The organism is Tenacibaculum sp. SSH1-16 (genome assembly GCF_040104435.1).
Taxonomy (GTDB): domain Bacteria; phylum Bacteroidota; class Bacteroidia; order Flavobacteriales; family Flavobacteriaceae; genus Polaribacter; species Polaribacter mesophilus.
Window position 1 is genome coordinate 22480 of the sequence record NZ_JBECOV010000019.1, and the last position, 20863, is coordinate 43342.

Sequence of the window (20863 nt, forward strand, 5' to 3'; positions counted from 1 at the left end):
ATTAATCTTCTTTAATTTCAACAACAGCTGGTTTACTTGATACTTTTTCTTGTAACCATTGGAATATTACAAATAGTACAGGAATAACAAATACCCCTATTAAAGTACCAATTAATAATCCTCCTGCAGCACCAGTACCGATAGAATTATTCCCTTCAGCTCCTACTCCTTTTGCTAACACTAATGGTAATAACCCTAGAATAAAGGCAAAAGAAGTCATTAAAATAGGTCTTAAACGTACTTTTGCTCCCTCAATAGCAGCATCGTATAAGCTATTTCCTTGCTTACGACGCTGTATAGCGAACTCTACAATAAGAATCGCATTCTTAGCCAACAATCCTAGTAACATAATTAAAGCTATTTGGAAATAGATGTTATTTTCTAACCCTGCTAAATATGTTGTATAATATGCTCCTGCTACCCCAATTGGTAATGATAAAATTACTGATAGTGGTAATAGGTAACTCTCGTATTGTGCTGCTAATAAGAAATACACAAACAGAATACTAATCATAAAAATAATGGTAGATTGTCCTGATGATGCTATCTCTTCTCTAGTGATTCCAGAATAAGCAACACTATATCCTTCTGGTAAATTATTTTCTGCTAAACTATTTATTTTAGTAATTGCGTCTCCTGTACTGAATCCTGGTGTGATTCCTCCATTTACTGTTACTGAATTGAACAGGTTGAAACGATTAACTGTTTGTGGTCCATATACACGTTCTAAACTAACAAATTGAGAGATTGGTGTCATTTCTCCACTTGGTGTTTTTATAAACATGCTATTTAAACTTTCTTCATTTATTCTGTCTTCAGGCAACGATTGTACGAAAACTCTAAATTGTTTTCCAAATCTACTAAAGTCAGCTGCATAATTTCCTCCAATATATCCTTGTAAAGCTGAAAGGATAGCACTTGTTGATACTCCTGCTTCTTTAGCTCTTTCTACATTTATATCTAGTTCTAACTGAGGGAATCCAGTGTCAAAAGAGTTAGAAGCAAACGCTATTTCTGGTTGTTGATTTAACAAACCAACAAATTGTTTGGCTGTTGCATCCATTTCTGTTAATGGTTTGGCTGCACGATCTAGTAATCTCATTTCAAAACCGTCTGCACTACCAAAACCTGGTACACTTGGTGGTGTAAAGAAAATAATGTTTGCATCTGGTATCATAGCTGCTTTACCAAAAAGTTGACCTACTATACTTTTAACTGATTCAGCATCACTTTCTCTTTCACTCCAATCTTCCAGAATAATAAAGCCCATTGCGTACGAACTTCCTTCTCCTGAGAAAAAGTTTCTTCCACTAATAAACGATGCCCCTTTGATTCCTTCTATTTCTTTAATACTTTCATATAACTTTTCTGTTACTTTATACGATCTATCTAAAGAAGAACCTGCAGGTAATTCAGCATTCATAAAGACTACACCTCTATCTTCCGAAGGTACAAATCCTGTAGGTATCGTATTACTTGCCCATACAATAGCCAAAACACTTAACCCTAAAATACCTGCTGTTACCCATTTGTGCTTTACTAAAAACCCTAAAGATTTAGTATATTTATTAGTTACCGCATTAAATCCTGCATTAAATGCATCATAAAATCGCTGTAATAGTCCTTTTTTCTTGTGAGTATCGTTATGTGGTTTTAATAGTAATGCGCTTAAAGCTGGTGTTAGTGTTAGTGCGTTTACTGCTGAAATTAAAATAGCAACCATTAGTGTTACCCCAAATTGCTCATAGAATACTCCTGATGGACCTTGTATAAACGTAATTGGTACAAAAACCGCCACCATTACTAACGTAATAGACACAATAGCACCACTGATTTCACTCATCGCTGAAATTGATGCTTTTTTTGCACTTTCTGCTCCATCTTCCAGTTTAGCATGCACCGCCTCTACTACTACAATAGCATCATCTACCACAATTCCAATTGCTAAAATTAAAGCGAATAGGGTTAATAAGTTGATAGAATACCCAAATAGATTTAAGAAAAAGAAGGTACCAATAATTGATACTGGAACCGCTATTGCGGGTATTAAGGTAGACTTAAAATCTTGTAAGAAGATAAATACTACTACAAACACTAATAAAAAGGCTTCTATTAAAGTACTTTTTACTTTGTTTACAGATGCTGTTAAGAATTTATTGGTATCATAATTAATAATGTAATCTAATCCTTCAGGAAAATCTTTCTTTAAATCTTCTAGTTTTACATAGATGTTTTCAATAATTTCTTGTGCATTAGATCCAGGTGTTTGAAAAACACCAAAGTTAAGTGCTGGATTCCCGTTTGTACGTGATAATGACGAATATGAAAATGCATCTAGCTCTACTTTTGCTACATCTTTAACACGTAAAAACTGCCCATTCCCTAGAGCTTTTACAACAACGTTTTCGTATTCTTTTGCAGTTTTGTATCGTCCTTTATATTTAATTACATATTCAAAAGACTCTCCTGAGTTTTGTCCTAAAGACCCAGCTGCTGCCTCTAAACTTTGTTCATTAATCGCTGCAATTACTTCTCTAGGTTCTAACTTATAAGATGCCATTTTTGCTGGGTCTAACCACACTCGCATCGAATAGTCTTTTGCCCCAAACACGTTTACTGCTCCTACCCCTGATACACGTTGTAATTCTGGTTTTACGTTTATATTTAAGTAATTTTGAATAAAAACATCATCATACTCAGGATTTGTAGAGTAAACTGCAGCATATAATAATGCTGAGTTTTGTTGTTTTGCTGTAATAACTCCTGCTCTTGTTACCTCAGAAGGTAATAACGCATTGGCTCTAGCAACTCTGTTTTGTACGTTTACAGCTGCAATATCTGGATCATATCCCTGTTCAAAGAAAACTTGAATACTTGCTGTACCTGTATTACTTGCAGTAGAAGTCATGTAGGTCATTCCTTCTACTCCGTTTATTTGTTCTTCTATAGGAACAATAACACTTTCTAAAATTGTTTCGGCACTAGCTCCTGGATAAGAAGCAGTAACCTGCACCGTTGGTGGTGCAATATCTGGATATTGCGTTACCGGTAATTGTGTTAATGACAGTACTCCTAATATTACTATAATAATAGAAATTACTGTAGAGAGTACCGGACGCTCTATAAATTTTTGTAACATAACTGGTTTTATTAATTATTTAAATACCGTATCGAATGAATTTACTATGCTATCTAAAGGCGTAGGAATAGGTTTTATTTTTGCTCCAGATCGAACTTTATTTAAGCCTTTAGCTAAGATTGTTTGTTCTGTTGTTAACCCTGATTTTACTACATAAAGCTTTCCTATTTGGGCTTCAACTTCAATAGTTTTTTCTGCCAAAGAATCATTATTTACGATATAAACATATACCTTACCTTGACGCTCAAATGTAGATTCTGATGGTATAACCAACGCATCATTATGCTCTTGAGGTATTAAAATTGTACCACTACTTCCATTACGTAGCAAACCTGCTTTATTATCAAATTTTGCTCTAAAACTGATAGTTCCTGTTTGCTGATTTATATCACCAGCAATGGTTTCAATGGCTCCTGTTTGCTCATACTCTTTACCATTAGCTAATAATAATTTTACTGGTGGTAATTTTTTTATTTTCTCATCCATTGTCTCTCCTTCAGCGGAAGAGATAAAGTTTAAAAACTCTTTTTCATTCATAGAAAAATATGCATATACATTTTTTATAGAAGCTACTTTTGTAAGTGGCATTGCACTTTGTGCACTTACCAAAGCACCTTTTCTATAATTAATTGAACCTACAAACCCGTTTACAGGACTTTTTATATTTGCGTAGTTAATATTAGCTATAACACTATTATATGTACTTTTAGCCTGTGCCAAATTAGCTTTTGCCGTTTCTAATTGTACTGGACTAATAATATTTTTTTCTACTAATGGTTTTAGCTTATTAACTTCTACTTGTGCTGTGTTTACAACTGCTTTTGCCGCTTCAGCATCTTGACTTAATGATTGCGTTTCTAACTTAAACAACAATTGTCCTTGTTTAACCTTTTGACCTTCTTTTACCAAAACGTTTTTTACATATCCAGAAACTTTAGGTCTTATTTCACTATTTACTTCTCCTTCAATAGTTACAGGATATTGTTGGTAATTTGTTATTGATTTTTTTGCAACCTTTACTACTGGAAAAGGTAGCGTTGGCATTTGTTGTTGTTTTTGTTGTTGTTTTTCACAACTTGTAAAAAATAATGCAACAATGCTAAGAATAGCAATACCGTATATGTGTTGATATTTCATTTTATGTATATATAGTTATTGTTTGTGGTTTATAATTTTTTCTTTTAATTTAGTTACAGACGCAATTGCTCCATCTAAAAACTCAATAAAACTATCGTGGAAATCAAGATCAAATCTATCTTCTTCTTTTAGAGTTTTGTTAATGTCTTCTTTGTATTCTTTAACTTCTATGTGTAGTTCTTTTTCTCCTTCCCACTCTTCTATCATATTACTTATTCCTTTTAGCATTGTATCGCTATTTAGAATAAAGTATTTTTTTCTATCACCTGTTTTTGTAAAGTAACTTACTTGTTTTAAACCTTGTAAATGATTAAGGTGTGTTGAAATTGTGCTTTTACTAGCACAAAGACCAGATACTAAATCTTCAAAGGTTGCTCCTTGTTTTCCTGTTAAAATAATATGTGAAAGTATTCTTGCTGCAACTGGGGCTAACTGTTCTTTTTTTTCTAAAAAAATCCCCAATTTCTCTACCAATTCACATTTTTTCTTTTCTACTTGATTCATCTCCATAAAAAATTTGCCATGCAAAAATAACTTCAGTTCGGAACAAACCGAACTAATCGAAGTTAAAAAAATGTTAATACATTCTTAATACACTTTCCTTTATTCTATCATCTCTATTTTCAAAGCTTACAAAAGCTACTAACAAGCTCTTTTTCTTTTGTTTATAATATTTTTTTCACTATCTTCACAAAAGATCTAAAAGAAATTTATTATGATGTAATTAAAAGTTATAATTTTTTCTCCCCTTAAAGTTAAAATACTGTTGACTGTTAATAATGCATTATTAACTGTTGTAAACTTGGTAAGCTTTTTTAAGTTTTACTGAGAATATGTTTAAGCTATTTTTAATTTAAGTCTCTCGTGTTATGATTGTTTATTTTTTTCTTATTCAAAAGGTTAGCTATAATTAAACTATTAGTTTTTCCTTAATCCGTATTCCACATACTGCTATACTAATAATTAACTATACAGTTACTTTTAAGATTTTCATTAACCTGAAATTCATAAGTAATTATTACTTAGAATTATTAATAGCTCTGTAAAAAGAAACCTGAATTACTATTTGTTGTATTAGTAAATAAAAACTAAACATGTTTACTAAACTACAAATCGCATAATACTATCCTTGCTTACCAACCACTAATTAAAGCTTGATAGTTATTTATAACACCTAACTAATCAACTATTATGAAAAGAATTACTCTAACGTATTTACTCTTACTAAAAAATTATAAAAGATTCAAATTTGTTGAATTAATATTATTGCTCTTAGTATTATCCTCTTTTGTAAAAAAAGAAAATTCGAGTAATAATAATATTAATTATTCTCCTCCTATTACTGTCCCCTGTAATACCGATGCTCCTGTTGCTATCTCTTCATCTAGTTTTACTGATTTAACTGTAACTGAAAATACTAATGGACTTTGTTTATTGGGTTGCGGTATTTCAAACCTCAACAATTTGACAGACACAAATCTTTCAAACTACACTACTATTTCTACACTTTTAGGTTTAGGTGTAACTCATACAATAACAGTAACAGATAATACCACGGATGAATTTTTTGAAGGAGGAAGCTATGCCGGTTTTTTAATAGAAAATGGCTCTGTTGCTCAAATAGATTTACTAGGAGCTATTACCATAAGAACCTACCTAAACGGTGTTCCTCAAGAAACTAATTCAGGAGCTTCGTTAGTAACACTTGGTAGTTCTCTATTAAATAATGATCAATTCTACGTGGGGTTTTACACTACTTTAGACTACGATAGCATTGAAGTTTCAATAGCTAGTTTAGCAGGTATTGCTTCTAGTACTAATATTTATTATCCGGTTACTAATAGTTTTTGTGTTGGCCCTAATTTAGAACCCAATACTCCCACTTTGATTAATAAACCTGATTTTCCTGCTCGTGTAGTTGACGAACATACTGGAATGGGAGGTGTTTTAAATGTTGGTAACGTAACCAATACTAATGCTGCGGTAGACTCTAATAGCAACTCATACGCTAGTATTGATTTTACTTTAGGTGTTATAGCTACTGGAAGTATTTCTATAAAAGATGAGCTGACAAATTATCCTGCACAAACGTATGTAGGCTTTGACATTGAAAATGCTTCTGTTTTAAATCTTGAACTACTTGATGGAATTACCATAACAACTTATTTAGATGGTGTTCAACAGGAAGTAAAAACAGGTAGCTCTGAATTATTATCGGTAGACAGTGGTTTATTATTTACTGGTACTGAACGCTCTCAAGTAGGTTTTGTTACTTCATTACCTTTTGATGAAGCTCAATTATCCATTCAACAAACTCTTACTTTAGACTTAGGGAGTACTCGAGTTTATGGTCTTATATTAGAGGCTTTTAGCGAAGGGAATTTAAACTGTGATACTGCTACATTATTAAACAATCCTTCTCAACCTGTAATAATTAATAACACAAACACTGGTGTAAACGGAGTAGCTTGTGTAGCTTGTGAAGTAGATAACGCAACAAATGTTATTAGCGAAAGTGAATCTGACTTTGCTATGATAAATGTAACTGCTGGTGTTGCAAGTACAGCTTCTATTTCAGTTGAAAATGTTCTAAGTAATTTTCCTTCTGGAAGCGCTGCTGGTTTTGTTATTAGGGATACAAATGACCTTTTACAATTAGATTTATTAAATTCTCTAACTATAACAACTTATTTAGATGGTTCAGTACAAGAAACACAATCTGGAAACAATTTATTAGCTCTCGAAGCATTAGGTTTAGTAAATATAACTCCTTCTACAACTAATGGTTTTTATTTGGTTGGCTTTTCTACTTCACTTGAATATGATGAAGTTCAACTTACAGTTAGTTCACTCGCTGCTACTATTAACAGCATTGAGGTTTATGGTAGTTATGTAGACAATTCCATAAAAATATCAGGTAACACAATAAAAGAAACTTCTATCGGAGCTTCAGATGGGAATATTTCTTTATCCGTATCTGGAGGAACACCTCCTTACACTTATCTATGGAGCCCCGGAGGCCAAACATCTTCCTCTATTTCTGGATTAACTCAAGGAAGCTATAATGTAACAGTAACAGATGCTAGCGGATGTCAATCAACAGCAGAGTATATTATTTATACAGACGGAGTACAATACCCTGTTCCCTGTAATACAGAAAATCCTGTAGCAGTAACAAATGATAATTTTACAGATTTAACAGTAGATGAAAACACTTCTGGACTCTGTGTAGTAGGTTGTGGCATTTCAGATGCTAGCAACATTATAGACACAGATCCTTCTAACTTTGCTTCTGTATCAACACTTATTGGTCTTGGAGTAACACATACATTAACTGTAACTGACAATACAGCTAGCGAGTTTATCGAATCGGGTGGTTATGCAGGTTTCTTAATAGAAAACACTTCCATTCTTCAAGCCGATCTTTTAAATGCTATTACAATAACAACCTATCTTGATGGTGTACAACAAGAAACTAACACAAGTACTTCTTTACTTGCTTTAGACAGTCCTATTTTAGGTCAAGATCAATTTTATGTCGGCTTTTACACCTCTATGAATTATGATGCTGTTGAAATCTCTATTTCAAGTTTAGCAGGAGTTGCTTCAACAACTAATGTTTATGCTGCTGTAACAAATAGATTTTGTGAAGGTCCTGAATTAGCCTGTAACACCGCTACACAACTAACTAAGCCAAACTTTCCTGTAAGAGCTGTAGAGGAACACACAGGAACTGGAGGACTTTTAACACTAGGAAGTGTTAACAACACAAATAATGCTATCGATTCTGATACTTCAAACTATGCTTCTATAAATTTATTAGCAGGTGTTGCAGGCACAGCTACTATAGCCTATAAAAATGAAATTACCGATTACACCGCAAATACTTTTGCTGGTTTTGATATTGAAAATACTACACTTTTAAACACTCAATTGTTTGATGCTATAACCATTTCAACTTATTTAAACGGAACACTTGTTGAATCTAAAACAGGCACAACCGAATTGCTCCCAATTTATTCTGGTTTATTATTAACGGGAAGTGAATCTGTACGATTAGGGTTTATTACTACCGCTCCTTTTGATGAAGTACAACTTTCTATGACACAAACTCTTTCTTTAAACCTAGGTAGTACCAGAATTTACGGAATGGTACTTCAATCTTTCTGCCCAGGAATAATTAATTGTGATGAACCTTACGTAATATCAAATCCTAGTAGTTCGGTTATTATTAACAACGAAAATACAGGAACCGACGGTGTTGCTTGTATCGCTTGTGAAGTTGATAATGCTGTAAATGTTATATCTGAAGACAATTCTGATTATGCTCTTATAAACATTGTAGCTGGTGTAGCAGGAAATGCTTCTATTTCAGTTCAAGATGTACTTGTTGATTACCCTGCTGGTACACAAGCAGGTTTTATAATTAGAGATACAAACGACTTACTTCAGGCAGATTTATTGAACACACTCACAATTACAACTTATCTTGATGGCGTTCAACAAGAGCAACAAACAGCAAATAATCTGTTAGCCCTTGAAGCTCTTGGGTTAGTTAATATTACTCCTACTAGTACAGATAGCTTTTACGTTGTAGCTTTTGATACTAGCACTAGTTTTGACGAAATTCAATTAACAGTAAACTCATTAGTTGCCGCTGTAAATTCAATTGAAGTTTACGGTGGATATATAGATGCTACTAACTCAACCTTTTGCCAACAAGCAGGCATTGCTTTATTAAAACAAGGTATTTTTAATGACACAGACAGTGACGGATGCGCAAATCCAGGTGAAACAATTACATATACGTATACCGTAACCAATACTGGTAATGTAAGTATTACAAACGTTGAATTAACAGACCCTATTTCTCCATCTCCTTTAACATTAGAGTCTGGTGATACTGATGGCGATAACGAACTAGATGTTGATGAAACATGGATATACTCATTAGACTATATTATCACTCAAAACGATATTGACAATGGCTCTGTTACTGGTCAAGCCACTGTAACAGGAGTAAGTACAGGAGGAACTAACGTAAGCGACTTGTCTGATGACGACAGTACTCTGGAAGACGACCCTACAGTAACCAATTTATGTCAAAATGAAGGTATTGCACTTATTAAGCAAGGAACCATTAATGATGAAAATGGTGACGGTTGTAGCGATAACGGAGAAACAATAACTTTTACCCTTTCTGTTATAAATACAGGAAACACAACACTAAACTCAATAGTTGTAACCGACCCTTTACTTACAGTTTCTTACAGCTCAGGAGATACTGACTCTGACAATGAGTTAGATGTTGATGAAATTTGGATATATACAGGTTCTTATATTGTTACTCCGCTAGATATTACAAACACTTTTGTACAAAATCAAGCTACAGTGCAAGCTAGTACTGTTTCTGGAGGTACAGTTAGTGATCAATCTGATGACAATAGTATCCTGGAAGATGATATCACTACGATTGATTTATGTCAAGCACCAGACATTGCTATTGTTAAAACAGCCACTTTTAATGATGAAAACTCAGATGGTTGTAGCAATGTCGGAGAAACAATAACCTACACAATGACGGTTACAAATCAAGGTAATACTGGTTTAATTAATGTAACTGTAAATGATCCTTTATTAGGCGGACCTGTTACACTAAATTCAGGAGACCTGAACACAAACAACACACTTGATGTAGGTGAAATATGGATTTATACAGCTGATTATGCCATAACTCAAACCAATATTGATAATGGGTCAATTACGAATCAAGCTACCGCAAGCGGAGAGTCATCGCAAGCTGTCGTTGTTACAGACTTATCTGATAATGATAGTGTGCTTGAAGACGACCCAACACAAACTACAGTGTGTCAATCCGATAGTATTGCACTTATTAAGACAGCTACTTTTAATGACGAAAACACAGATGGATGTAGCGATATCGGAGAAACCATTACCTATAGTTTTACCCTTACAAACACAGGAAACACTACTATTACCAATGTAGTTCTTACTGATCCAATGCTTGGTGGTACAATTACTCTTGCCTCAGGCGATACCGATAGTGACAACCAACTTGACATTAATGAAACTTGGAGTTATTCTGCTAATTACACCATTACTCAAGCAAATATTGATAATGGTTCAGTAACCAATCAAGCAACAGTTACAGGTACAAGTATCAGTGGTAATAATGTAAGTGATTTATCTGATGACAATAGTATTCTTGAAGATGATCAAACTCAAACCAACTTATGTCAGTCTGATGGAATTGCCCTAATTAAAACTGCCACTTTCAATGATGAAGATACCGATGGATGTAGTGATGTAGGAGAAACAATAACCTATAATTTCACTCTTACAAACACAGGAAATACTACCATTACCAACGTAGTTCTTACTGATCCAATGCTTGGTGGTACAATTACTCTTGCCTCAGGTGATACCGATAGTGACAACCAACTTGACATTAATGAAACTTGGAGTTATTCTGCTAATTACACCATTACTCAAACCAATATTGATAACGGATCTGTTAGTAATCAAGCAACAGTTACAGGTACGAGTATTAGTGGTAACAATGTAAGTGATTTATCTGATGACAATAGTACTCTTGAAGATGACCAAACACAAACCAATCTATGTCAGTCTGATGGAATTGCCTTAATTAAAACTGCTACTTTCAATGATGAAGACACTGATGGTTGTAGCGATGTAGGAGAAACAATAACTTATAATTTCACTCTTACAAACACAGGAAACACTACTATTACAAATGTGATCCTAACTGACCCAATGTTAGGCGGGACAATTACCCTTGCCTCAGGTGATATCAATAGCAACAACCAACTTGATATAAATGAAACATGGAGTTATTCTGCTAGTTACACTATTACACAATCTGATATTGATAATGGTTCAGTTAGTAATCAAGCAACTGTTACAGGTACAAGTATTAGTGGTAACAATGTAAGTGATTTATCTGATGACAATAGTATTCTTGAAGACGATCAAACCCAAACTACATTGTGTCAACCTAATAACAGTATTTCTCTTGAAAAAGTAAGCACCTTTAATGATGCTAATGGAAATGGATATGCTAATGTTGGAGAAACCATAACATATAGTTTTATCATATACAATACTGGAGATTCAGTTTTATATAATATTACTTTACAAGATAACTTACCTGGAATTACAATTAACGGTAGCACCATTCCTCAACTATTGCCTGGCGAAGTTGATAGTACAACCTTTACTGCTATTTATGTTATAACTGAACAAGACTTAACAAACGAGTCTGTTACCAATCAAGCATTGGTTACAGCTGAAGACTCTTCAGGAGGTTCTGTAACTGATACTTCTGACGATCCAAACAACTTAGACGATATTGATATTGATAATGATGGTGATCCAGATGACCCTACAATAACAGACCTACCCGTCGAAGAAATTCCTTTTGAAATTTTTAATGCTGTTTCTCCAGATGAAGACGGGGCTAATGATTTCTTCCGCATTAATGGTATTGAAAATTATCCTAACAATAATTTAAAAGTTTTTAATAGATGGGGTGTTTTAGTTTATCAAACTGATGCTTATGGAATTAACGGAAATTTATTTAGAGGAATCTCTGAAGGACGTACAACAGTTAGTAAAGATCAAAAACTACCCACAGGTACCTATTTCTATATACTAACACGATGGAACTCCGATCAAGAAGCCATGACTGATAAAGGATATTTATATCTAAAAAGAAACTAAAAACCACTAAACCTAATGAAACATTATTCTATATTACTATTAATAATTATTAGTGTAAATGTGTGTTTTTCTCAACAAGACCCACAGTATACACAATACATGTATAACACCCAAGTTGTAAACCCGGGTTATATTGGTTCAAAAAATGCTCTTGGTTTAGGGTTACTATACAGAACACAATGGGCTGGATTTGATGGAGCTCCAAATACCGGAACTTTTACTTTTAATATGCCTTTGGGTACCTTAAAACGAAACGCTATAGGACTTTCTATTATTAATGATAAAATAGGTCCTTCTAACGAAACAGGTATTACAATAGATTATGCATACTCATTACTTTTATCAGGTCGTTCAAGAATATCGTTTGGTATTAAAGGAGGACTGAGTATACTAGACGTAGATTACTCCAAACTAAACATATATGATGAAAACGATTGGCAATTTGCAGAAAACATTGACAAAAAAGTACAACCTCAAATAGGTGCAGGTATTTACTATAATAACGACAGACTCTATCTTGGATTATCAGTACCTAATTTTTTCAATTCAAAACATTATAATTCAGATAGCGTCAATAACAACAATGAAGATGCCATAGCCATAGAACGTTTACATTACTTCTTTATAGCGGGTTATGTTTTTGATATTAGTGAAAACCTAAAACTCAAGCCTGCAACTATGTTTAAGTGGGTTAATGGATCTCCTCTGCAAGCCGATTTATCTGCAAATTTTCTGTTCAACAATAAATTTACCCTTGGAGCCTCTTATCGATGGGATGCTGCAATTAGCGCCATGGCAGGGTTTCAAATAACTAATCAGTTATTCTTAGGAATGGGATATGATTTTCAAACTACAGATATCGAAGACCATAGTAATGGTTCTTATGAATTCTTTTTAAGATTTGACATCTTTAATAACCCTGAACGCATACTAACACCAAGATTCTTTTAAACTCTTAATATCATGAAAAAGTATTATTTAATATTCTATTTTTTAACTGCCTTAACAAATACAAACGCTTTTACTCAAATTGCACTAGTTGAAAAGGCAAACATCAAATACAATACGTATGATTTTATAGATGCACAAAAAATCTATTTAAAAGTCGTTGAAGAAGACTATGGATCAGCTGAAATTTATAGAAAACTGGGAAATACGTACTATTTTAATAGTAATTATTCAAGTGCTGCAAAATGGTATTACAATTTAATAGACCGATTTCCAAATGAAGCCCTTACAGTTGATTATTTTAGAGCAGCTCAATGCTTAAAAAGCATTAATCAACCTGAAGAGGCTGAAAAGCTCATGGAAATTTATAGATTAAAAGGAGGTAAAGCCATCCCTTTAGAATCCTATAGAAATGTTGCTGACACTTTATTTAAAAAAGGTGTTCAGGATAAACTTTTTGAAATAGAGAAAATTCCTGTTAATACAGAGTATTCAGATTTTGGTCCAGCCTTTTATGGCAATAATATTGTTTTTGCTTCAAGCAGAAAAGATCCAACTTTATCAAAAGAACATCCTACTGAGCTTGCTGGATGGGATAAGCAACCTTTTCTTAACCTATATCAAGTTCCTTTAGATAAGGATATGAACTTTGGTAAAGTAAAAGCTTTTAACAGAAGTATTAACTCACCTTACCATGAATCTACCGCTATTTTTACAAAAGATGGAAACACTATGTATTTTACTAGGAATAATTATTTAAATGGTAAAAAGAAAAAAGATAAAAATCATGTTGTTAGACTCAAAATATATAAAGCCACTAAAAAAGGTAATACTTGGGGAAATATACAAGAACTTCCTTTTAACAACGATAATTACTCTGTTGGACATCCAGCCCTTAACCCTGAAGAAGACAAACTCTACTTTTCATCAGATATGCCTGGTAGCTTAGGAATGTCCGATATTTGGTATGTCAAAATTTTAGGAGAAGACATTTATACAAATCCTATAAACCTTGGTAACAAGATTAACACTGTTGAAAGGGAAACTTTCCCTTTTGTAAGTGACGATAACGATTTGTATTTTTCTAGTGATGGGCATTCATCAGGTATGGGAGGCTTAGATATTTTTGTAACAAAACTAACAAAAGATTCTCATGGTGAAATATCTACTTTTGGAGAACCTATAAATAGCTCAAAAGACGATTTTGGCTTCATTATAAAAGAAGATAGAATAGGGTATTTTACATCTAATCGTGATGGTAAAGAAGGTAGTAAAAGTGACGATATTTATCAAATTTGGGAACGTTGTGAAATCACCATTCAAGGACCTGTGATTGATAAAAAAACTGGTGAACTAATTCCAAATACAGAAGTTACTTTAATAGATAGTAACAACAAGGAAGTAAAAACAATGACTGTAGGTAATGATGCTACTTTTTCTTTCTTATTGGATTGCCAAGAACAATATACCCTAAGGGCAAAGAAAAAGGAATATTTTCCGAAAGAAAAAGTTATAGAAACCCCTAGCAACCCAAAAACTATTAAAATGCCTATTAAACTAAACATGCCTTTAGCTTTAGAGCTTTCTGACCCTTGCCCTCCAAATAATTTAGGATGTAAGTTAACGTTACAACCTCTTTATTTTGATTACGACAAATCTAATATTCGCCCTGATGCAGAAATTGAACTAGCTAAAATTTTGGCCGCATTAAAAGAATATCCTACTTTAAAAATTCATATAGAATCACATACAGACTCTAGAGGTAATGATTCTTACAATTCAAGATTATCTGAAAATAGAGCACAAGCTACATTAGATTGGTTTCTTAAAAAAGGAATTGATATAACAAGGCTAAGTGCGAAAGGATATGGAGAATCAAAACTTATTAACAAATGTAATAACCAAACTACGTGTAGTGAAGACGAACATCAACTAAATCGTAGATCCATGTTTATAATTAAAGAATAACTCAAAAAGCTCTTTTTGAGGAATAAATAACGATAAAACTCCTTAAGGAAAAGAAGTTTTATCGTTACTCTTTTGTAACTTAACTACAAAATAGGAGCTAACAATCTAGCTAATCTCTCTGTAAAACGTATTAAAACAGGTCTATTATTCCATTGATGTAAGTCTATTTTCTCACTGTTTTTTAAATCTTCCATAAAAGCATTTTTCAACTGACTTGCAAAATCTTTATCATAAACTAATGCGTTAATTTCAAAATTTAAATCAAAACTACGTTCATCTAAATTTGCTGTTCCTACAGAAGAAACTAACTCATCAAATACAATTGTTTTCGCGTGCACAAATCCTTTTTTATATCTATATACCTCCACTCCTATTTCTAACACTTCTTTATAGAAAGAATTTGACACTGCATTAACTAATTTCGAATCTGAAATACTTGGTACCAATAGTTTTATTGTAACCCCACTCAAACTAGCTATTTTAAGAGCATCTAAAAAAGAAGTTCTCGGGACAAAATAAGGGGTTGTGATTAAGATTTCTTTTTTTGACAATAAAATTGCTTGAATAAGAGCATACATAATGTCTGGATGATCAGAATCTGGTCCACTAGAAATTACTTGAACTAATTGCTTATGTTCATTTGTTTTTACTTGATCTCCCGCTGGAAAAAGCTCTTCCTCTATAATAACATTTTGATTAGCACAAAAATTCCAATCCGCTAAAAAAACTCGTTGTAAGTTTAAAACAGCGAGTCCTTCTATTTTAATATGTGTATCTCTCCAGTAACAATTAAATTTATTAGGATTAATATACCTTTCAGAAACATTAACACCTCCTACAAAACCAACTTTACCATCTATAACAATAATTTTTCTATGATTTCGGTAATTAATTCTATTAGCTAACAATAACCATTTAATTTTATAAAAAGGGTACGCCTCCACCCCACTATCAATTAAAGACTTCACAAACGATTTACGAATATCTTTACTTCCAAAATCATCATAAATAAAACGTACTTTAACTCCTTCTTTAGCCTTTTCTTTTAAAACATCTCCTATTTGCTTACCAATAGTATCATTTTGAAAAATATAATATTCTATATGTATATGATTTTTTGCAGCTTTTAATACTTTTATAACTTCTGGAAACTTACGTTCCCCGTTTATTAGTAAATTAACTTTGTTATTACTAGTTAAAATATTTTCTTTATGTATAAACTTCGTCAGATTATAAAAATGTCCTAAATGGCTTTTAGACGTTGATAGTATTTTTTCATTATACTTTTTTAGCTTCTCTTTAAGGTCGAAGAAAATGTTTTTGTCTACTTCTAACTTTTTATTATATAACTTATACGTTCTATGGTTTATTCCAACCATTAAATAAATAATAATACCTCCTACAGGAAACAGAATCAGCAAAAATAGATAAGCTATTGCTTTTGGTGGTGTTGAAGTATTAATAATAATAACAGCAACTGTAGCAATAATAGCTACATATAAAATTATAAGTAGTGTAGTTATCAAAATAAAAGTATCTTTTTCTGCTAAAGGTATTTAAAATATTAACACCTAAGAGACTCAGTTATAAAAAAATTCAACTAACACAACTGCATAACTAAAGGTTATTAATAAAACCGAAATAGTTAGTTTTTACAGTATTAAAAACAAAAAACCTTAATTCTAAACGAATTAAGGTTTTATCTTTAAATTAGTACGGGCGGAGAGACTCGAACTCTCACACCTCACGGCACTAGATCCTAAGTCTAGCGTGTCTACCAATTCCACCACGCCCGCGTACTTATTGGACTTAAGACTGTAACAAGCTTAATTTCACAACATTCTTAAATCACCACATTTTAACTGTTTTTATGCTTTAGTGTGCAAATAGTGTGCAAAAAATGGCATCAATTAAATTTATTTTTAGGTCTATAAAAGACTTTGGTTCATTAACTATGAGATTTACTCATAAGGATAAAAACAACAAACTAGATATTTTTATTAATACCGAATTTAAATCGAAAAGAAGTTACTGGTTTGATTCTAAAAACAAGCAATTAAAATATCCCTAAGGCGAACTGTAAAGAATCTTTAAAAGTAAAATCAATTATTATTAATCTTGAAGAATTCGTTTATAATAGGTTCAATATTGATTTTGAAGTTACTGACATTAATAAACTTTGGTTGCAAGACTGTATTAACAACTTTTTTAATAGAACTACTAACACAAAACATAAACTTCCTTTAACTTTAGTTAATTATGTAGATTACTACATAAATAAATCATCGACTATTAAAAATGCTAAAGGAACTTTTGGTTTATCTAAGTCAAGAATTGACGATTTTAAAATCTTAAAAAAGTTTTTAGTAGAATTTCAAGGAAAAGAAGCTATCAAAATTAAAGATGTAAATCTTGATTTTAGCAACTGTTTTGTTAATTGGATGATTGATATTAAGAAATATGCTTCTGGTTATGCAGGCAGAATGTTAAGTGTAATTAAAACACTTTGTAACGACGCTAAATTTAATGGTTTAGAAACACATTCACAGCTCTTTAAAGTATCGGGATATAAAACGAAAAACGAATATATAATCGTTTTAAGCCCTGAAGAATTGGAATCTATAAAGAACATTAAACTCCCTTTAAAAAGCCTTAAAAACGTCCAAAAATGGCTTCTTTTAGGCTGTTACACAGGTCAAAGAGCAGGAGATTTACTCAACATAACTTTAGATAATTTTCATACTAGAAATGACCTAGAAGTTATCGAATTAAAGCAACAAAAAACGGGTAGTTTAGTTACTATACCCGTTTTAGACGAGGTAAAAGAAATTATATCTAATGGATTTCCTCATAAGATTAGTCAACAAAAGTTTAATCAATACATAAAAGAAGTATGTAGACTTGCTAGAATTAATCAATTAACCGAAGGGTTTCTATTTAATAAAGATACTAAACGTAAAGAATTTGGTAAGTATGAGAAATGGAAATTAATTTCGACTCATACTTGTAGAAGAACCTTCTGTACGAACAACTTCGGAAAGCTACCAAACTATTTAATCATGAGCGTTACAGGTCATAGAAGTGAAAAAACATTTCTTGGTTACATAGGTAAGACATCCTATGATTATGCTAAACAATTTAAAGAGTTATATTCTAAAAATTAGAAAACACCTTTATATTGTTTCAGTAGTTGTTTCGACTCTTCCTTTTAACTTTTGGATAGAGTTCCTGAATTTGAGCCTATTATAATGAAATCAGGTGAAGAAAATCGTAAAAGATATACTGATTTACTTCAGTTTATAAAGTCTGAAAAAGAGAAAAACGGAGGAAAGTAGGTAAAAATAACATGCAAATCCTGGGGGTTAGTTTTTATTCTATTAATAGTATGTAAAATCCCCAGGATTTGCATGTTTTTAAACTTCTTGTTTTATTAATAATTCAACCAAAATCTTTAGGAGTTGAAAGATTGATGGATTATTAAAATAAAACTCATTTATTCTTAAGTGAAATTTATTTATACAAACTAAGAATTTGTTTATTATTTCGTTCATATTGTGTTTAAGGTTTACTTTTCCTCAAACATGTTTCTGCATGAAACAACTGTATAAATATTTTTCTTGTTGATTCTTAATAGGATTCTTTCTGTATACCCTACTATCTCAACCAATTAAAGAACGTAATCCCTTCCTATGAAAGGCATACAAAATTAATAAAATTTTAACTGCAAATCCTGGGGAACGGTTTCTATTCTATTAGTAGTAGGGAAAATTCCCAGCATTTGCACATTTATTTGAGTTAAAAATTACAAGCTTTTACAGCTTTAATTCTAATAATTCTTACCTGCTTACTAATTATTTTAATTTATTTTCGGGAGTTAGGAAATCAAGAAAAAAAAAATTACTCTATAGAATTGAAAAATATAAAGAGTTAGGTTTAACTCCTTAAAAAGAAAAATGACCCAAATTTGGGTCATTTTCTTAAAATTTTAACTGCAAATCCTGGGGATAGGTTTTTATTCTATTAATAGTAGGGAAAATCCCCAGGATTTGCACATTTATTTGAGTTAAAAATTACAAGCTTTTACAGCTTTAATTCTAGCGTTTATTACCTTATTATTTATCTCTTTCCCTAAACCACAATTAGCCCCTGTAAATTTTGAAACTTTACGCTTCCTAATATCCTTATTTTCAACCTTTGGGTAATATGTGTAACTATCGTTACAATATGCAAAAACATCATCTGTATCGCTTCTTTTAGACTCCAACAGAAAACCTTTTAATTCTACTTTATCTTTTAACTCTCCATTTGCATATAACTTAAACACCGTGTTTATTTCATAAGAATTAACAACTATATCAAACTTATCATAACGATACTCATAATGTATCTTTTCAGATGTATATAAGGCGTTTTTAGACACTATATTAGACTTAATAGACAAGTTATATCTTATCCCATTTTCATCTGTTACAGAAGAGTTATTCATGTAATAGTGAAGCTTTTCCAACTTCTTTTCTTCTTGTTTTTTCTTTGCTAATTCTTCTTCCTTTTCAGCTTGAATAACCTTCTCTGTTGAGTTATCATTCTCAGAGTTCTCCTTAGGGGTTTCTTCTTTTGTGGTTGTTCCGCATGATACTAGAAAAGCAATCATAATACTTGCTAAATATTTTTTCATAAGATTTTATTTTAATTCGCTCAAACATACAAAAATGTAGTTATTTAAGGTTACAAGATGTCTTTTATCATATTGGACATTTACAATATGATAGAGTTACCAGAAAAAAAATTAGAGGCATTAAAATCTGAGATACCAATAAAAATTGGTAAACGAGTTAAAGAAATTAGAAAACAAAAAGGTCTAACTCAGACACAACTTGCTGAATTAGTAGGAAAAGATAGACAATACTTATATAAAATCGAGAAAGCTGTAGTTACACCTAACGTAGTAACAATATCTGCATTAGCTATCGCTATGGAAGTTGAACTTCAAGAGTTTTTTAAAATAAAACTTTAATCTTTTTTTATTTTTGCCTGAAAAAATAAATGACAAAAGGAATTTTTAAAATACTCTTCGATTTAAAGGCAAGAAACCATAACGAACCTTTAGAGGATTACTTAACTGAACTATTTGCCTATACCCTAGCACAAAACCAAGATGTTTTAAAAGAGTTTCTCAAACACTTTAAAATAGGAGCTTTAAAGGCAAATGAATTTGGTAGCGTATCAACTCAAGTAGAACTTCCTAAATTAGAATCCCATAACATAAGTAGTCGTCCTGATATTGTTATATCAATGGAGGATAGTTTAGTATTTTTTGAGAATAAAATAAACGCAACAGAAGGATATAATCAACTACGACGTTACGCAGATCATCTAGAGAAAAAGCCTTTTAAAAATAAAACCCTTGTTTACCTAACTAGAGATTATGATAAAAAACATACTAGTACCATTTTAAAAAATTGTAACTCTCAAATTAATTTTGTCCAATTACGTTGGTATCAAATATTCTCATTTTTAACACAATACAAAAACTCCACAATTATTTCAGAATTATTAAAATTCATGAAACAAATAAATTTATCTATGAATAATCAATTTACTCCTTCAGACATAATAACATTAACTAATTTCTCTAAAGTTAAAAATATGATGGATGAAACTATGTTTGGAGAAATATCCAAAAGATTTGAAGAAATCAATAGAGCTGCACCAAAATCTTCTACAGCCTTAACCCAATTAGGAAGAAATTGTAAAGGTTAACTAATTCGTTGACAAAATCTTACATTTTGTTATGCGTATAAATACAGATGATTTAACTCTAGTTCGAAGCTATTTACAGAAGTATCAATTTTTGATAAGTGAGTACGAACAAGTAAAAAACAAGACACACCCTCGTTATCGTTTTGTAAA

12 protein-coding genes and 1 tRNA gene are annotated in these 20863 nt (G+C 31.9%); 7 read left to right on the forward strand and 6 right to left on the reverse strand.

All coding sequences use genetic code 11. The features are described 5' to 3' along the window. Nucleotide 1: 1 nt before the first annotated feature. From ABMY20_RS15755 to ABMY20_RS15765, 3 genes are read right to left on the reverse strand one after another with little or no spacing between them, the layout of a single operon-like run. Complete coding sequence (locus tag ABMY20_RS15755) at nt 2-3139, reverse strand: efflux RND transporter permease subunit (protein ID WP_047790745.1); 3138 nt, start codon at nt 3137-3139, stop codon at nt 2-4. Between the two features lie 15 nt (nt 3140-3154). After that, nucleotides 3155-4276 (reverse strand): efflux RND transporter periplasmic adaptor subunit, encoded by a 1122-nt coding sequence (locus ABMY20_RS15760; RefSeq protein ID WP_047790746.1) that lies wholly within the window; start codon nt 4274-4276, stop codon nt 3155-3157. Between the two features lie 15 nt (nt 4277-4291). Further along, entirely contained in the window at nt 4292-4786 is a 495-nt protein-coding gene (locus ABMY20_RS15765) for a transcriptional regulator (protein WP_172644862.1), read from the reverse strand. Between the two features lie 681 nt (nt 4787-5467). Here ABMY20_RS15765 and ABMY20_RS15770 point away from each other — a divergent pair. The 3 genes from ABMY20_RS15770 to ABMY20_RS15780 are packed head-to-tail and all read left to right on the forward strand — an operon-like array spanning nt 5468 to nt 14953. Beyond that, complete coding sequence (locus ABMY20_RS15770) at nt 5468-12037, forward strand: gliding motility-associated C-terminal domain-containing protein (RefSeq protein ID WP_349265785.1); 6570 nt, start codon at nt 5468-5470, stop codon at nt 12035-12037. Nucleotides 12038-12052: 15 nt separating this feature from the next. Beyond that, nucleotides 12053-12988, forward strand: coding sequence for a type IX secretion system membrane protein PorP/SprF (locus ABMY20_RS15775; protein ID WP_047790750.1), 936 nt, complete (start codon nt 12053-12055; stop codon nt 12986-12988). A 12-nt stretch (nt 12989-13000) separates the two neighbouring features. Next, on the forward strand, nt 13001-14953 hold the full coding sequence (locus tag ABMY20_RS15780; protein WP_349265786.1) for an OmpA family protein: 1953 nt from the start codon (nt 13001-13003) through the stop codon (nt 14951-14953). A gap of 83 nt (nt 14954-15036) precedes the next feature. On the opposite strand, the gene cls is transcribed toward ABMY20_RS15780, so the two are convergent. Next, complete coding sequence (gene cls, locus ABMY20_RS15785) at nt 15037-16479, reverse strand: cardiolipin synthase (protein WP_281980747.1); 1443 nt, start codon at nt 16477-16479, stop codon at nt 15037-15039. Nucleotides 16480-16667: 188 nt separating this feature from the next. Then, nucleotides 16668-16749: transfer RNA gene (locus ABMY20_RS15790), tRNA-Leu, on the reverse strand. A gap of 104 nt (nt 16750-16853) precedes the next feature. Between ABMY20_RS15790 and ABMY20_RS15795 the strand changes: the two genes are divergently transcribed. Beyond that, the gene (locus tag ABMY20_RS15795) at nt 16854-17024 is read left to right on the forward strand and encodes a hypothetical protein (protein WP_176550577.1); all 171 of its coding nucleotides are present in this window, start codon (nt 16854-16856) and stop codon (nt 17022-17024) included. Nucleotides 17025-17136: 112 nt separating this feature from the next. Further along, complete coding sequence (locus tag ABMY20_RS15800; protein ID WP_349265787.1) at nt 17137-18117, forward strand: phage integrase SAM-like domain-containing protein; 981 nt, start codon at nt 17137-17139, stop codon at nt 18115-18117. An 899-nt stretch (nt 18118-19016) separates the two neighbouring features. On the opposite strand, the gene ABMY20_RS15805 is transcribed toward ABMY20_RS15800, so the two are convergent. After that, nucleotides 19017-19628 carry a hypothetical protein gene (locus tag ABMY20_RS15805; RefSeq protein WP_349265788.1) on the reverse strand — a complete coding sequence of 204 codons (612 nt, stop codon included), beginning with the start codon at nt 19626-19628 and terminating at the stop codon, nt 19017-19019. Between the two features lie 87 nt (nt 19629-19715). On the opposite strand from ABMY20_RS15805, the gene ABMY20_RS15810 reads away from it, so the two are divergent. After that, nucleotides 19716-19967, forward strand: coding sequence for a helix-turn-helix transcriptional regulator (locus ABMY20_RS15810; protein ID WP_349265789.1), 252 nt, complete (start codon nt 19716-19718; stop codon nt 19965-19967). A gap of 29 nt (nt 19968-19996) precedes the next feature. Further along, nucleotides 19997-20713, forward strand: coding sequence for a PD-(D/E)XK nuclease family protein (locus tag ABMY20_RS15815; protein WP_349265790.1), 717 nt, complete (start codon nt 19997-19999; stop codon nt 20711-20713). Nucleotides 20714-20863 lie beyond the last annotated feature (150 nt).

Bases quoted from the DNA above. Each gene is read 5' to 3' on its own strand.
- ABMY20_RS15755 (WP_047790745.1), bottom strand. From the start codon at position 3,139: ATGTTACAAAAATTTATAGAGCGTCCGGTACTCTCTACAGTAATTTCT.
- ABMY20_RS15765 (WP_172644862.1), bottom strand. From the start codon at position 4,786: ATGGAGATGAATCAAGTAGAAAAGAAAAAATGTGAATTGGTAGAGAAA.
- ABMY20_RS15760 (WP_047790746.1), bottom strand. From the start codon at position 4,276: ATGAAATATCAACACATATACGGTATTGCTATTCTTAGCATTGTTGCA.
- ABMY20_RS15770 (WP_349265785.1), top strand. From the start codon at position 5,468: ATGAAAAGAATTACTCTAACGTATTTACTCTTACTAAAAAATTATAAA.
- ABMY20_RS15780 (WP_349265786.1), top strand. From the start codon at position 13,001: ATGAAAAAGTATTATTTAATATTCTATTTTTTAACTGCCTTAACAAAT.
- ABMY20_RS15815 (WP_349265790.1), top strand. From the start codon at position 19,997: ATGACAAAAGGAATTTTTAAAATACTCTTCGATTTAAAGGCAAGAAAC.
- ABMY20_RS15810 (WP_349265789.1), top strand. From the start codon at position 19,716: ATGATAGAGTTACCAGAAAAAAAATTAGAGGCATTAAAATCTGAGATA.
- ABMY20_RS15795 (WP_176550577.1), top strand. From the start codon at position 16,854: ATGGCATCAATTAAATTTATTTTTAGGTCTATAAAAGACTTTGGTTCA.
- ABMY20_RS15775 (WP_047790750.1), top strand. From the start codon at position 12,053: ATGAAACATTATTCTATATTACTATTAATAATTATTAGTGTAAATGTG.
- ABMY20_RS15805 (WP_349265788.1), bottom strand. From the start codon at position 19,628: ATGAAAAAATATTTAGCAAGTATTATGATTGCTTTTCTAGTATCATGC.